This is a genomic window from Hyphomicrobium sp. MC8b (assembly GCF_905067615.1).
Lineage (GTDB): Bacteria > Pseudomonadota > Alphaproteobacteria > Rhizobiales > Hyphomicrobiaceae > Hyphomicrobium_B.
The window spans coordinates 2,019,363-2,034,557 of record NZ_LR898465.1 but is presented as its reverse complement, the minus strand read 5'-3'; the positions used below and the strand labels follow the sequence as shown (position 1 = coordinate 2,034,557).

Here is a 15,195-nt window from a genome sequence, read left to right as displayed (position 1 = left end):
TCAGCCTGAAACGAACCTGAAAAAGTGTTGTCAGGTTTGCTGCAGGTTCAATTCAGCTTCTTTTCAGCTCGGCACCGCATGTCTCCGCGCACGGCATCGCCGTGAAAGGATTCATCGATGGACCGAAGAACAGTCCTCTCCCAGATATTTGCATTTATTGCACTTATATCGCCGGTAAGCGTCTACGCAAAGGACGTCCGAATTACCGAAGAGCAGATCCGAAATCTCAATATCCATGTCGAGCCTGCCCAGCCGGCGAGCAGGGAGACGATAGCGATTCTGCCAGGCACCGTCGTTCCTCCTCTGAATTCCCGTCTCGTTGCGGCAGCGCCATTCGCGGGTACGACTACACAGGTGCACGTGCTGCCGGGTCAGCGCCTGAAGAAGGGAGAGCCGCTGATCACGGTTTCCAGTCGTGAGCTACTTGATGCCCAAAGTCAGCTCGCGCAATCTGAGGCCGAATTGCAAGCAGCCGAAGCTATCGCACGTCGAAGGCGCGCGCTCGCCGACAAGAATTTCCAGAATCCGACGCTGGCGGATGAAGCCGAAGCACAAGTGGCGAAAGTACGCGCCGTCCTTGACCAGCATAGGCGCGCAACAGCGCTGAACGGAATAATCACTCGCGAGAACGGACAGTACACCATTCCTGCGCCAGCAGACGGTACAGTCGCCGAGACGCTCGTCATGCCCGGTGAAAAAGTCGAGGCGATGGCCGGTGTCGCGACCATCGATACAAGCGACGAGTTGTGGGTGCAGATCCAAGTGCCCGTGGACATCATCGCGCTCGTGAAGCCTGGCGATGTCGTACAGATAATCAACGGGCCAGAGGGCCGGGTCGTTTCCGTCGGAGGCTCTCTCGATCGCGCCACGCGTTCGGCTGTGATGTTCGCGGCGATTCCGGCCAACTCTCACCTCTTCGCCGGCCAGATTGTTTCGGTAGCCATTCAACGCTCAACCGTCTCGGGAGCCGTGAACGTTCCGGCTTCGGCTGTTGTCCGGATCGGTGAACTGGCAGCGGTTTTTGTCCGCAGCCAAGGCGGGTTCGCAGTCGTTCCTGTGCGATTGCGCGGCAAATCCTCGAGCATCGCCACGATCTCAGGTTCGATCACAAGCGACGCCCAGGTCGCGGCAAGCGGGCTGCCTCAGCTCGAACGTCTTTCGGCTGGGAACTAAAAGAATGCTTCGCCGTCTTATTGAGTTCTCTCTCACGCAAAGAGCCTTCACTTTGTTGGTGTTCGGCCTCGTCGCCGCGGCGGGAGGCTACGCGTTTCGAACGATCCCAATCGACGCTTTCCCGAACATCTCGCCGGTTCAGGTGAAGATGATTCTCAAAGCGCCCGGCATGACTCCGGAAGAAGTCGAGACACGCGTCATCACGCCGATCGAGATGGAACTGCTGGGAATTCCAGGACAGGTCGTTTTGCGATCTGCCGCGAAATACGCCATCGCAGATATCACCCTCGACTTCGCGGACGGGACCGACATCTACTGGGCACGCCAGCAGGTCGCGGAACGCTTGGCGGGAATTCGCGGCGACTTGCCAACGGACGTCACAGGCGGCCTCGCACCGGTCTCAACCCCGCTCTCGGACGTCTTCATGTTCACCATCGAAGGTGGTGACCTATCGCTCGAAGAGCGGCGAAGCCTGCTCGATTGGACGATACGTCCGGCGCTTCGAACAATTCCCGGCGTTGCTGACGTCAATGCACTCGGCGGCCTAGTCCGAACGTTCGAAGTCATACCCAATCACGCAGCTTTGGCAGCTTCCGGTCTCGGCGTCTCGGATATCGCTCAGGCCATAGAAGCGAACAATCGCAACGACGGTGCGGGGAGATTGAGCGAAGGCGAGAAGGCGCTTGTCGTACGGGTCCAGGGAGCCATCCAAACCCCTAAAGATCTTGAGGCGATCATACTCAAACGCGTCGACAACCGTGTGTTGCGCCTCCGCGATGTCGCGAAAGTTGAGGTAGGCAGCCTGACACGTTACGGGGCCGTGACCGAAGATGGAAAAGGCGAAGCCGTTGAAGGCTTGGTTTTATCGCTGCGCGGCGCTGACGCCAGCGCCATTGTCAAGTCCGTCCGACAACGGCTAGCTGATCTCGGCCCCAGCCTTCCCAAAGGGGCGCGGATCAACGTCTTCTATGACCGCTCCGATCTGATTTCCAGCGCGGTTGGCACCGTCAGGAAAGCTCTAATCGAAGCTACAGTGCTCGTGGTTGTTCTGCTTGTTGCCTTCCTGGGCAGCTTCCGCGCGGCATTCGTCGTCGCAATCACCCTGCCGTTCGCGGCTCTTATGACTTTCGTCATGATGCAGCTGTTTGGCATGTCCGCAAATCTGATGAGCCTCGGCGGCTTGGCGATCGCCATCGGTTTAATCGTAGATGCGGCTGTCGTCGTTGTCGAAAACACAGTCGAGCATTTGCAGCACAACAGAGAACCGGCTAGCGTTCCGAAGCTGCATACCGTCTACCGGGCGGCGAGCGAAGTTGCAGTGCCGGTTGCAGCTGGAATTCTGATTATCTGCCTCGTCTTCTTGCCGCTGCTGTCACTACAGGGACTCGAGGGCAAACTCTTCGGGCCAGTGGCGCTGACAATCATTTTCGCGCTGAGCAGCTCCCTCATCCTGTCATTGACCCTGATCCCGGTTCTTTGCTCGTTGGCACTGAAAGCCGGATCCCACTCCGAGCCGCCGCTCATGCGGCTTTTAAATCGAGGCTATCGCGCGTTGCTGGCTGCCTGCCTCGCCTTCCCGCTGCCGGTCTATCTGATCGCGGCGGCGGGCGTAGGTCTCATCGGAATTGCTTACGGCGCGATCGGAAAATCATTCATGCCGACCATGGATGAGGGAGCGGTGATCATGCAGATCACGAAGCATCCATCCATCAATCTGAAGGCCAGTATTGAAGGCGACCTTCAGATCCAGCGCGTCCTCAAGGAGAAAGTCCCCGAGATCGAACGCATCGTCGCGCGTGTGGGATCGGACGAGCTGGGCCTCGACCCCATGGGGCTCAATGAGACCGATACATTCATGGTCTTCAAGCCGAAGAGCGAGTGGCGGGTTCCCGACAAGTCTTGGCTGCTCGAACAGCTTCGCGAGGCGATGGCAAACGTACCGGGCTACGAGTTCGCGTTTACACAGCCGATCGAAATGCGGACCAATGAGATGCTGACGGGTGCACGCGGCGATCTCGCCATCAAGATTTTTGGTCCAGACCTGAAAACACTATCCGATCTTGCTGGTAAAATTCAGGAGACGTTGAGCAAGGTCCCCGGAGCCGCGGAAGTCTCTACGGTCGCTAACGATGCTGTTGACTATCTGAAAATCAATGTCGACCGCCTCCTAACGGGGAGTGCTGGGCTTTCGGCAACGAAGCTGCAAGACGAACTCCGCTCGACACTCGAGGGGACTTCCGCAGGGATCGTCGCGGAGCCCGGGCGTAGAACAAACATTATCATACGCGGCGAACGCGAGGTTCGCGATGCTCCCGAGATCTTCGCTGCAACGCAGCTCGCGACTGGCGACGGCGGCCTCATTCGTGTCGGCGATGTTGCAAAGCTTGAGCGCGTTGCTGGGCCGGTCAAAATCGATCGCGAAAACGCATCTCGGTTTGCCGTTGTTCAGGCTTATGTCACTGGCCGCGATCTCGTTGGGTTCGTTGATGATGCACAACGGGCGGTCGCTGCCCAGGTACAGTTGCCCCAAGGATATTATCTCGTCTGGGGCGGTCAGTTCGAAAATCAGCGGCGCGCCGCCGCCCGTCTGACGATCGTCGTTCCGATAGCCCTAGGGCTCATCTTCGGTGTTCTCTTCGCAACCCTGCGCTCGCTTCGCCAATCGCTCCTTATCCTTGCCAACGTGCCGTTTGCTCTCGTCGGCGGTGTCCTTGCGCTCTGGGTTTCTGGTCAATACCTGTCCGTGCCCGCTTCGGTCGGCTTCATCGCCCTTCTCGGCATAGCCGTTCTGAATGGTTTGGTCCTCGTCACCCATTTCAATGAGCTGCTGGCAGCCGGCGCGAGCGTTGGCGAGGCCGTATATGAAGGCGCTCTTCGGCGGCTTAGGCCCGTGATGATGACAGCCAGCATTGCCGCATTTGGGCTCGTCCCACTGCTGTTTGCGAATGGGCCGGGCTCTGAGATCCAGAAGCCGCTCGCGATCGTCGTCATCGGCGGCCTCGCAACATCGACAGCGCTGACTCTCATTTTACTGCCGATCCTCTTTCGGCGTTTCGGAGCAGCCGGAACACGCTCCACCAATCTCACCGGACAGCTCACATGGACAAATCCCTTTGCAAACTCACGCTCGTCTGCCCGCCCGATGCCATCGACAACATCATCGAACTGATGCTTTCGCGCGATCCGCCCATGCCCGGCTTCACGACATGGGAAGCTGAGGGACATAGCTTTGGTTTCTCCGGCACGACAGTGAACGAGCGCGTGCGCGGCCGTGTCAAAAGACATCTCATAAGCGCTGTTCTCGAGCGTGCCGAGGCCGACGATATTCTGGAAGCCATCGCACAACGAATGCCCATTTTTCATATGCTCTTTTGGATTGAACCCGTTGAGCGCTTTGCCCGGCTCCAGCCGCTTGCATCAGCCAACGAGGCTATCCCTAAGAAAGGGAGCAAGCGATGAGCGTCAGCTTTTTTACCGAAACCATCCTGACCCTTGTCGGGCCAGCCCTTTTCGTCGGCGGCGTCTGGGCTCTGGCGGTGTGGGCGCTCAATCTACCGGACGCGCAAACGCGCCGATTTCATCATCTCCTTTCTCCGCACCGCAGGATTTCGACACCCCCCTGTGATCGATCTTCCGCGCCTGAATCCAAATGCAATGTTGCTAAACTAAAGGGACATTAAATATGCGCAGTATCCCTGCTCTACAGTTATTTGCGATAACCGCCTGTCTTTGCTTCGCCAATGGCAGCTTGGACATGGCAAGAGCTTCAATTGTCGAAACGCTGACGGAAAGGACAACTTCCGAAAAGTTCACTCGCCTTGCAGATGCTCGAAGCTATCGCCACTGCCACAACATCCACACGCGTGTTTACTGCCACAAGGGCGACAGGCTACCCGTGAATTGGCCCCCGCATTCCGATACGCCGCGCCAAGACCGAATAGGTTCCTCAAACTCGATCGAATTTCCCGCGGCCGTAAAGCAAAAGCCAGTGCTGAAATGAGTGAACCAGGCAGAACCACGTAGATCGATTGCGTGAATGAAAAACCGCGGCAGCATTGACAGTTGTCAAGCACCGCTTGCAGAAATGCTTTCATACTTTCGGCACCATGCGCACAATCAAATACACATTTTGGATCTTCCTCACGGCGCTGACGGCGTTGTGGATACTCGCCGAGCCCGCGGCATTCACAACGAAAGACTTCTTCGGCCTCCGCTCCCTGATGATGCAATACACGGGCGTTCTCGCCATCGGATGCATGAGCGTAGCCATGATGCTCTCGCTCCGTCCGCGATGGGTTGAGCCATGGCTCGGCGGTCTCGATAAAATGTACCGTCTCCACAAATGGCTCGGTATTGGCGCATTGGTTCTCGCCATATCACATTGGTTGTGGGCAAAGGGCCCCAAATGGGCCGTAGGCTTCGGACTTCTTGAACGGCCTCTCCGCGGGCCACGACCTCCGGCGGCCAACCAAATCGAACAGATTCTTTTAACACTTCGCCATAACGCCGAGGAACTCGGGGAATGGGCTTTCTATGCGGCAGTAATTCTCATCGCCATCGCCCTAATCCGCAGCATCCCTTACCGTTTCTTCTATCAGACTCACAAACTCCTTGCTCTCGCATTTCTGGTGCTCGCGTTCCATTCCGCCGTACTTATTAAATTCTCTTACTGGTCTTCTCCAATCGGTATTGTCGCGGCATTATTGATTGTTGGCGGTGTATGGTCAGCTGTCATCGTTCTTCTAAGGCGCATCGGGGTCGGGCGACAGGCGAAGGGCCGCATCACGTCTCTTGAGTATTATCCCGGCGTTCGGGTTCTTGAGACCGAGATCGATGTCCCTTCTGGGTGGGCAGGCCATAAACCAGGCCAATTCGCTTTTGTTGTATCGGATCCCTCTGAAGGCGCGCACCCATACACAATCGCGTCCCCATGGAATGATGCGAACCATCATATCAATTTTATCGTCAAAGAGCTTGGCGATCACACGCGACGGATCAAAGACAAGCTTGTCGTGGGGCAGGAGGTGAGAATTGAAGGTCCATATGGATGCTTTACTTTCGACGACACCTGCCCACACCAGATCTGGATCGGCGCAGGTATCGGCATCACACCTTTTATCGCGCGAATGAAATACCTCGCCAAATTGCGCGCCGATGGCCACGCGCCTTCACCTCAAAATATCGATCTCTTTCATCCCACTGCCGATTACGATGAGGTAGCGGAGCGCAAGCTGAGAGCGGATGCTGAGGCTGCCGGCGTGCGCCTGCATTTTCTCGTCGACGCGCGCCACGGACGTCTTAACGCCGACCGCATCCGTGCGGAAGTTCCCGGATGGGCGGCTGCGAGCATCTGGTTTTGTGGACCTGTCGGATTTGGAGAAGTCTTGCGCCGGGATTTTGCAGATCATCAATTCCCGATCGAGAAGCGGTTCCACCAAGAACTCTTTACAATGCGTTAGGCATCAAATTCCGGAAGAACAAACCAAACAGTTTCTTTTTCTCGATCAAAAGCACCAACGCTCTCATTGCATTTCGCTCAGGATTTAAAGCGTAACAAATGCTGTCACAAGAAATTTCAAAAGCTGCGAGGGAAATTGCGCAGGCGCTAAAGCGCATCGCCTTTACCAACCCAGCCTACGTCGTTCTTTCATCCGAAGATGGAGAGCATTTAGAACAGCTCATAGGTAATGCAGCTGGCTTCACTAATTTATATGGCGACCGGTATATCTATCGAGTTACTACGATCTCTGGCGTAGAGTTTCGCTGGATTCCCAGACAGACAAAAATTATTAAGTCCTGACGACTTGCAAGGAAAGAGCGTCGTTTGCAATTTCGACTGGGGATTGCGCCTTAGGAGCGATCGTTATTATTACTTCCATGGTGCGCACTGGCGATCACGTACAAAATGGCCTGGGGCGTCGGTGTCTGTGTATCAACAAACAACACCAATCCCGCTGTGGCGTGACCAAAGTGCAAAAGAAGCAACGATGGCGGTGATATTCTCACCGCCGTCGACCTAGCGGTCTTTGGTGTTTTCAGGGCACGCTGACCAGAGTGTCCCACCTGCAGTCGTTGCCCAATGAAAGAGATTAGCATCCGTCATCGTGCTGAACTTAAATGTCCCTCTCCCGCACTCAATAGAAGACCATCAAGATGGTTATGGCTTCTGTGCGGATTCCACAACGGAACTCCTACTTCGCTTGACGCGCTCGCGGATTTTTTGAAAGAGCACATAGAGCATCGGAATGAGAAAAATGCCGACTATGCTTGCTCCGAGCATTCCTGCGAACACGGGCGTTCCGACATCGCGACGACTGATCATGGCGGCGCCCGTCGCGATAACGAGCGGATAAAGCCCGAGGATGAACGCGATCGACGTCATCATAACGGCACGAAATCTCATCTGGGCTCCCAGCACCGCCGCGTCCTCGATGGTGTCGCCGTGCTCTCGACGCTCTTTGGCAAACTCGACAATGAGAATGCCATTTTTCGCGGCAAGTGCGATTAGGACGACGAGGCCGATTTGCGCATAAACGTCGAGGGATAAGCCCGCGATCTTGATGCCGAGGAAGGCGCCGAGTACGCCAACCGTGACCGACAACAATACCGGCACAGGAATCATCCAACTCTCATAAAGCGCGACCAGGAACAGAAAAGCGAACAGCACCGCAAGCGCCAAGACAATAGCTGTCTGCCCTTGCGCTTGGTGCTCCTGATACGCTGTCCCAGTCCACTCGAAACTATAGCCTGGCGGTAACGTCTTGGCGGAAACCTCCGTCATCGCCTCGAGCGCAGTACCGGAAGCTACGCCCGGTGCCGGCGAGCCATTGATGGTGGTCGACCTGTAGTTGTTGTAACGACCTATGGTCTGCGGACCGAGAACTGTCGAAACGTTTGCGACTGAGCGCAGCGGCACCATCTGCCCTGTTTTATTGCGAACAAAGATCTTCCAGATAGCTCCGATATTGCTGCGATCGGCAATTTCGCCCTGCAGATTGACCTGCCAGACACGGCCGAAGAGATTGAAATCGTTGATATAGGTGCCGCCCAATGTCGACTGCAGCGCGGAAAAGATGTCGCTGATCCCCAGGCCAAGGGCCTGCGCCTTATCGCGATCGATATTCAAATAGATCGATGGATTGGATGCCGTGAAGGTCGAGAACACGCGCTGCAATCGCGGATCCTGGTTTGCCGCAGCGATCAGACCTTGCATCACGTTGCCCATGGTCGCGGGATCAGCGCCTTCGAGATTTTCGAGCTGATATTCGAAGCCACCGCTCGTCGACAACCCGATGATGGGCGGGACGTTGAATGCAAAGATTTGAGCGCTGCTTATTTGCTGCGCGGCCATCGTCACTTCGCCAATCAATGTCTGCGCTGAATCCTTTGCTGTCTTGCGGTCGGCGAAGGGTTTGAGACGGGCGACCATAAATGCTGAGTTTGGCTGTGCCCCGCCGTCCAGCAAGGAGAAACCAACAATTGCGAGGCTATCTTGAATCTGGGGATAGCGCTTGAGAATCGCTTCAGTCTGCTCGACGACTTCCGTGGTTCGATTGACCGAGGCTCCATCTGGTAGCTGGATCATAATGAAGAAGGCCCCCTGGTCTTCCTCTGGCACAAATCCTGTCGGCGTTTCTTTAGCCACGAAGAAGACGGCGGCTGCAGCCGCAGCCACTGCTGCAAGGCTCAAAATCGAAACGCGCACAAGGCGACGAACGACGGCCGTATAACCATCGCGGACGTGATCGATGCTGCGCAGTACATAAGCCATTGGGCCGCGCTTCTCCGAGCGGCGGAGCACGATGGCACAGAGCGCCGGAGATAGCGTCAAAGCATTGAGCGCCGATATAACCATGGCGGCGGAGATCGTGACGGCAAACTGTCGGAAGAGTTCTCCGGTCAGTCCCGGAATGAAGGCGATAGGCACAAATACAGACAGCAAAACAAGCGTGATGGCAATCACCGGCGCTGTGATCTGCGCCATCGCTTTCTTCGTCGCTTCGGCTGGCGAAAGCTCAGGCTCTTCCTCCATCACGCGTTCCACATTCTCAACCACCACAATTGCGTCGTCGACGACGATGCCGATAGCAAGCACCATTGCGAGAAGCGAAACAGTGTTGGCCGAATAGCCGAGCGCCAGCATAACGGCAAACGCACCAATCAGACTGACGGGAACAGCAATCGCCGGAATGATTGTCGCGCGGGCACTTCCAAGAAACAGGTAGACGACGAGAATGACCAGCACGAATGCTTCGCCGATTGTGCGGATGACTTCATCTATCGTGTCGCTTACAAACTCGGACGTGTCATAGACCACGCGCGTCTTAAGGCCCTCAGGAAAGCGCTTCGACATATCTTCTAGCGCTGCCGTGACGCGGGCCGCCGTTTGAACGGAATTGGCGCCAGGAGACAGATAGATTGCGATTGCCACCGCGGGCTTGCCGTTCAATCGCGAACCGACATCGAGATTCTGCGCTCCAAGCTCGGTCCGAGCAACGTCGCGAACGCGCAAGACCGACCCATCCGGATTGGCGCGGACGACGATATTGCCAAACTGCTCCGGCGTTTCGAGACGTCCTTGGGTCTGCACATTCATCTGGAACTGCTGATCATCCAAAGCCGGCTGAGCACCGATCCGCCCGACAGGTGCCTGAACGTTCTGTGCTTCGATGGCCGATACGATATCGGATGGTTGCAAACCGAGGTTCGTTAGACGCTGCGTGTCGAACCAAATGCGCATTGAGTAATTTTGCGTGCTGAAAAGGCTCGCCTGCCCGACGCCTTCGATCCGCTTCAAGCGATCGAGAACATTGATCGTGGCGTAGTTGGTGATAAAGAGCGGATCCTGTTTACCGCTTTCGGAATAGAGAAATATGAATTGAAGAATAGCCGATGACTGCTTCTGCGCGGTGATGCCTTGCTTCTGAACCTCTTGCGGCAGACGCGACAGCGCAGCTTGCACGCGATTGTTGACGTTCACCGTATCTATGTCCGGGTCTGTCCCGAGCGCGAATGACACCGTCAGATTATAGCTGCCGTCGTTGCCGCTGTTCGACTTCATGTAAAGCATCTTGTCGACGCCGACGATCTGGGATTCGAGCGGCTGGGCGACGGCGGCTTCGACAACGCTGGCGGAGGCACCCGGATAGGTCGTCGAAACTTGCACCTGAGGCGGCACAAGGTCAGGGAACTGCGCGACGGGAATACGCGATATTGCAAGCGCGCCCGCTATCGTGATGACAATGGCGATGACGATCGCCAGCCGAGGCCGGTCGACAAAGATTGCTGAGAACATGGCTTATTGACCATTCGCTTTGATTGGATCGGGCCCGGCAGGCTGCGGGGCGACTTTGAGATTGGGGCGAACGCGCTGGATGCCTTCGGTTACGACCTTTTCCCCTTCACTCAGTCCGGCAGAAATCATCGCGACGGCGGCCGTCGACTGGCCAAGTTGAATTCGCCGCTGGGTTACGACATTGTCAGCGCTGATAACGTAAACGTAATCGCCCTGCTGATCGGACAAGACCGCTGACCTTGGAATTGCCAGAGCGACGACCGGCTCGACGCCCTCGACGAGAGCAGTGACGAATTCTCCATCAATCAACGGGCGAAGCGATTCATTTCCAGACTTGCGAAGCGGATTGGGAATGGTTCCCCGTACCGTGACGGTGTCCGTATTGGTTGCGACCGAAGGATCGACGTAATCAAGCTTCCCTTTTTCAGCGTAGAGAGTGCCGTCCGGCAGGCGGATACGAAGAACAACCGCGTCGAAGCCTCCCTTTGACGCGTACATTCGCCCGAGTTCAAGCAACGTCGGCGATGGGACCGGAAATGTCACATACATTGGGTCTTGGCTGACGATGGTGGTCAGCGTGCCCGAAGTCGGTCCCACGATATTTCCGACCGTGACGGCGATGCGTCCAACCTTACCGTCGATTGGCGATCGGATGGTGGTATAGCCGAGGTTGATCTCGGCCGTCTTTTGCTGCGCTTGGGCGCCGAGCATCTGGGCTTCATAAGATTGCTGCTGTGCGAGCGCACTATCGACGCTCGATTGCTGGCCCGCGGGGCTGGACAAAAGTTTTTTATAGCGCTCCGTGGTCAAAACGGCGTTGCGAAGGAGCGCACGGAATTGATCGACAGATGCCTTCGCGCTTTCAACGGCCGCTTCATAGGGCGGCTTTTCTAGCTGATAAAGAATGTCTCCCTTCTTGACTTCTGTGCCCTCCTTGAACGGCGCTTCCTCAAGTTCCGCAGAGACACGCGCGACGACATTCACCTTATTGACGGCTTCGATGCGCCCGATGAACTCCTGTATTTGCGTGACCGGCTTCTTTTCAGCAACGACATAGCCGACGACCGGCGGACCACCCGGGACCTGCGCAAATACAGGGGAAGCGAGAAAAAAGACGAAGCTTGCCGCCGCAAATTGCTTGGCAAACCTCAATGCTATTGCTGACGTCATTCGTGGTCCTCAATTGTTCGTAGACACAGCTAAATCTCGAGCTTTTGTCTGGGAGATGGGTTGTTCTTCAAGACCCGGCGGCGCCTTCATCCATTTAAAACCGAGGCGTCCCGAGCGATAACCGACATCATAGAGTGCTCGCATGTATTTTTGATCGAACGGCGCCGGACTTTTCATTTCGAAGTTTGCGGGGATAGCTGCGAGATTGAAGTCCATGTGATCGCGCTTGGCGGTCGCATAGATGCGGTAGAGATCGCCGAGGCCTTCGTTCTTGATGAGCGTTGAGATCGAGCGCCCCGTAATGGATAGCGTGTTCGCCTCCACGGGTTGCCACTCGGGACTTATCTTGCCATTTCGGATGATGAAAACCCGTCTGGCCAATGGCTTTGATCCTAGTCCGGCACTTTTGAGCGACAAAGAAGGCGGTGCCACAAACACCTGCTGGGTCACGCCACCATCGACATGCATCTCGTCATACGTCCTGCCGTCCGCACGGACTTGAATGTGCACAGGGGGAAAGACGCCGGGAATAGAGGCGGAGGCCAATAAGACATTCCGAAACAAACCAAGAGCTTCAGGATTATCACTCATCGCAATGCGTCCCATGTCCCAAAGCACTGGACGCTGCGCATCGAGGTTCGTTGTTCCGACCAAGAGGATGCGCCCCTTAGCCCGCTCACGGGCAACTTCACGCAGGAACTTCTTGTCGACATATCTGGCGATAAGACGCGCAAGAGGAGAACTGTCAGCTAAAGCCGGGCCCCCAACCAACCCGGATATGACGTTTTTCGTGAAGATGTCCTGTTGCGTATACTTGGTGAAAATATCTTGGAGCTCAGCATCCTTCCGCCGTCCAAGAAATACGAACGGAGCGATCAGCGCCCCTGCGCTCACACCTGTGACGAGATCGAAATCGGGCCTCGTGCCAGCATCACTCCAGCCAACCAAAAGTCCTGCTCCGAATGCACCATCGTCGGCACCGCCTGATATAGCAGCGATATTGATGACAGGACGTTCGCCCTGGCGCGTGCGCGATTGTACGAGGGCTTGCATTTTGGGAGCCTCCGCCCGCACCAGCTGTCGCAGAGCTTCCTCAGACGCATCTCCCCAAATGCGAACACCTTCCATTCCACTTAGATGAGCTTCGTCGACTAGCGTCTCTGGAACGGTGATGCGAGGAAGCGTCGCTGCGCAACCAGCATTGAGAAAAGCAAGAAGCATCGCGGCCAAAAGCAACGTAGCGTGCACTACGAACCTGCTCCGGTCACCTTTGCTCTCCCCCCTCGAAAACATCGCCTACCTCAATCGCAATGGTCTTCGAACTCTGGATGGCAGGACCACGTCCCTTGTCCCATACGCCTTCAAGAACACATCGACACCGGCCTTGGCCCGCCGCCGGATCTCTTGGGATGAGAGGTGAGATTCGACCCCGAAAAGAGCTTTGAGTTCCGTATCCCGACCTACCAGTGCCATAAACTGACCAGCTGCGAGGAAGGGATCGGCCAATTCAAGATTGCCGCTTTGCGCCTGCTCGCGAAGGTATAGCGCCACCGTCTCCTGCGCTCGGAGCGCACCAGCCTCGTAAACGGAAGGACCGAAGTCCGGAAACCGCGTGGTCTCGGTGAGCGTCAAGCGATAGAGGCCAACGAATTTGGGGCGGACCAAGAGATCAAGAGTGTGCTCGGCAAACGCAATTAGTGTCTCGCGAACACTCGTGCGTCGGCTCGACTTTGCCAAAGGCGCCAAGAACTCATCTACGAGATTGTCAATGATGGCGCGAAATAGCGCCTCCTTGCTCTCGAACTGATTGTAGATCGTCTGGCGCGAGACATCAGCCGCCTCAGCGATGATCTCCATGCTAGCGCCGTCGTACCCATACGAGACAAAGAGATCTGCCGCTGCGTCCATGATCGCATCGCGTTTGCTTGCGTGAATTTTTTGTTTTCTGCGCATCTCGGATCAAACCATCAAACAGACGCATGCTTATTTTTTAGATTGGACTGTAAAGTCCAAAATTGTGGCAAAATAGCGAACCCCTTTGCGCCGACGGCCGGCACGTTCAAGCGCGCCGCCATCGGCCACCAGACAATGTGAGCCTCGTTGGAGTGAAGCCGCTAGCGTAGTCCAGAAGCTCCAGCCACAGCGCTTCAACATGTCCTGGACATCGCGGGAAGTGTCCTGCATAGCATCAGGGCGGTACCGCGCGTACAGCAGGCGGGACCTCGACGACCGGTGGATCGGAGCGCCTTATGTAAGGACCGGCGCATAGCGGAATGAGTAGCGCCGTCGCCATTCGCGGATGCCGAGGTTTGCGGAAATTCACAATCGGGAGCACTTGGTGCAGCGACATCTTTCCGCCAGATGCATCTCGAAATATTCCTCGCCGTAATCGTAGGAAAGCTCTTCGCCGGGCGCGATGTCGCGGAGGGCAAAGACATATACGCGACGCTTGTGGATATCGACTTCACAATTCGGCGCACAGGAGTGGTTGATAAAGCGAGCTGTATTCGCCGGTATGTTCCCGTCGATCATGCTCGTCTCGCTCGTCCAGAAAAGGTACTTCCCGCGATTCTCTTTCATCTGTTTGGCAGTGGCAGGGCGTCCGAGATATTCGACGACGCATGATCCTTTAGGTATGCGTTCCTCAGCGAAAAGACCTCTGCCACTCAACGAGCGGCGGATAGCAAGACGAAAGTACGCAGGTATGAAGCGTCGCGTCATGGCGGAGGATGCCCTGCTCTGTTTTCTGGCAAGCAGCGCCATATTCCGAGCGTGGGAGTAGCATCAAGCGGAAAGTTGATGTGCCGCATCAATCCCTTGCTGAATCGGCATTTCTGGATTCGTCGATTTCGATGGCAACGTAGGCGCCAAGACCCATGTTCCGCCGCGCCATCCACGGAGGACACGTATGGGGGATGTCTTGCACACGATGATGAGTTGCAAACCACTGCCGTCCTCGAGGACGCCGAGGATGGTTGCCTTGGTAATGGCATTTGCGGCGAGGCCAAGTAGTTTGGCGGTTCGGGCCTTGACCCACGTGCCGGGTCTGTTGGTGGAGAGGGATTCCTCCTATAGTTATTGATTTTATTTACTTTTTTCCAGCTCCCCGGATTAGTCCACAAATCAGTCCACAAACGAGCGCATGATGCGCACTTATCGCTCCAAATCGAAGGTTGGCCTGTCGCACCGGCATCTCGACATTGCCGCTTTATCCCAAAAGCGGTCATTTTGGTTTCCAAGCAAGTCATCATCACCGGTTACAGCAATGAGGGTACGGGTCTCACCTGGTTCACTATTGGTGTTATGAGATGCGTCGATGAGACTATTCTGCGTGCTCATCACGCCCATGTTTAGTTCTACGCGGCGGACTCGGTGTAGTTTGATGAGCTGAGGAGCGTGCTCGAAAAACAAGGGTATCAGGCACGCTTCGAGAGCCAGTTTTTTTTGGAAAACGTCATATGCTTCGAAGCGACGCTGAAAGCGCCGGCGCCTCCTCGCCATCCTGAACGAAACAAAGGCGATCTCGTAGGAGACGGCGAACATTGATGCGGCGGGAG

The 15,195-nt window shown here is 56.0% G+C and carries 10 protein-coding genes; 5 read left to right on the top strand and 5 right to left on the bottom strand.

Features of this window, described 5'->3' with window-relative positions; genetic code table 11:
* The first annotated feature begins 117 nt into the window (after positions 1–117).
* The 5 genes from ACLB1Z_RS09870 (at position 118) to ACLB1Z_RS09850 (ending at position 6,973) form a co-directional block, all read left to right on the top strand.
* Positions 118–1,173, top strand: a complete 1,056-nt coding sequence (locus tag ACLB1Z_RS09870; RefSeq protein ID WP_409563145.1) for an efflux RND transporter periplasmic adaptor subunit — start codon at positions 118–120, stop codon at positions 1,171–1,173.
* 4 nt (positions 1,174–1,177) lie between these two features.
* Positions 1,178–4,342 carry an efflux RND transporter permease subunit gene (locus ACLB1Z_RS09865; RefSeq protein WP_409563144.1) on the top strand — a complete coding sequence of 1,055 codons (3,165 nt, stop codon included), beginning with the start codon at positions 1,178–1,180 and terminating at the stop codon, positions 4,340–4,342.
* Complete coding sequence (locus ACLB1Z_RS09860) at positions 4,342–4,632, top strand: DUF3240 family protein (protein ID WP_409563143.1); 291 nt, start codon at positions 4,342–4,344, stop codon at positions 4,630–4,632. The genes ACLB1Z_RS09865 and ACLB1Z_RS09860 overlap by 1 nt, the downstream gene beginning before the upstream one ends.
* A gap of 647 nt (positions 4,633–5,279) precedes the next feature.
* Complete coding sequence (locus ACLB1Z_RS09855; protein WP_409563250.1) at positions 5,280–6,632, top strand: ferric reductase-like transmembrane domain-containing protein; 1,353 nt, start codon at positions 5,280–5,282, stop codon at positions 6,630–6,632.
* A 98-nt stretch (positions 6,633–6,730) separates the two neighbouring features.
* Positions 6,731–6,973, top strand: coding sequence for a hypothetical protein (locus tag ACLB1Z_RS09850; protein WP_409563142.1), 243 nt, complete (start codon positions 6,731–6,733; stop codon positions 6,971–6,973).
* Positions 6,974–7,330: 357 nt separating this feature from the next.
* Here ACLB1Z_RS09850 and ACLB1Z_RS09845 read toward each other — a convergent pair whose 3' ends face one another.
* The 5 genes from ACLB1Z_RS09845 to ACLB1Z_RS09825 form a co-directional block, all read right to left on the bottom strand.
* Positions 7,331–10,468, bottom strand: a complete 3,138-nt coding sequence (locus ACLB1Z_RS09845; RefSeq protein ID WP_409563141.1) for an efflux RND transporter permease subunit — start codon at positions 10,466–10,468, stop codon at positions 7,331–7,333.
* A gap of 3 nt (positions 10,469–10,471) precedes the next feature.
* On the bottom strand, positions 10,472–11,638 hold the full coding sequence (locus ACLB1Z_RS09840) for an efflux RND transporter periplasmic adaptor subunit (RefSeq protein ID WP_409563140.1): 1,167 nt from the start codon (positions 11,636–11,638) through the stop codon (positions 10,472–10,474).
* Positions 11,639–11,647: 9 nt separating this feature from the next.
* Positions 11,648–12,886, bottom strand: a complete 1,239-nt coding sequence (locus ACLB1Z_RS09835; protein ID WP_409563139.1) for a patatin-like phospholipase family protein — start codon at positions 12,884–12,886, stop codon at positions 11,648–11,650.
* Between the two features lie 48 nt (positions 12,887–12,934).
* Positions 12,935–13,546: a TetR/AcrR family transcriptional regulator gene (locus ACLB1Z_RS09830; RefSeq protein ID WP_409563138.1), complete on the bottom strand. Its 612-nt coding sequence runs from the start codon at positions 13,544–13,546 to the stop codon at positions 12,935–12,937.
* A 411-nt stretch (positions 13,547–13,957) separates the two neighbouring features.
* A complete protein-coding gene (locus ACLB1Z_RS09825) occupies positions 13,958–14,401 on the bottom strand; it encodes an SET domain-containing protein (protein WP_409563137.1) in 444 nt (147 codons plus the stop codon).
* Positions 14,402–15,195 lie beyond the last annotated feature (794 nt).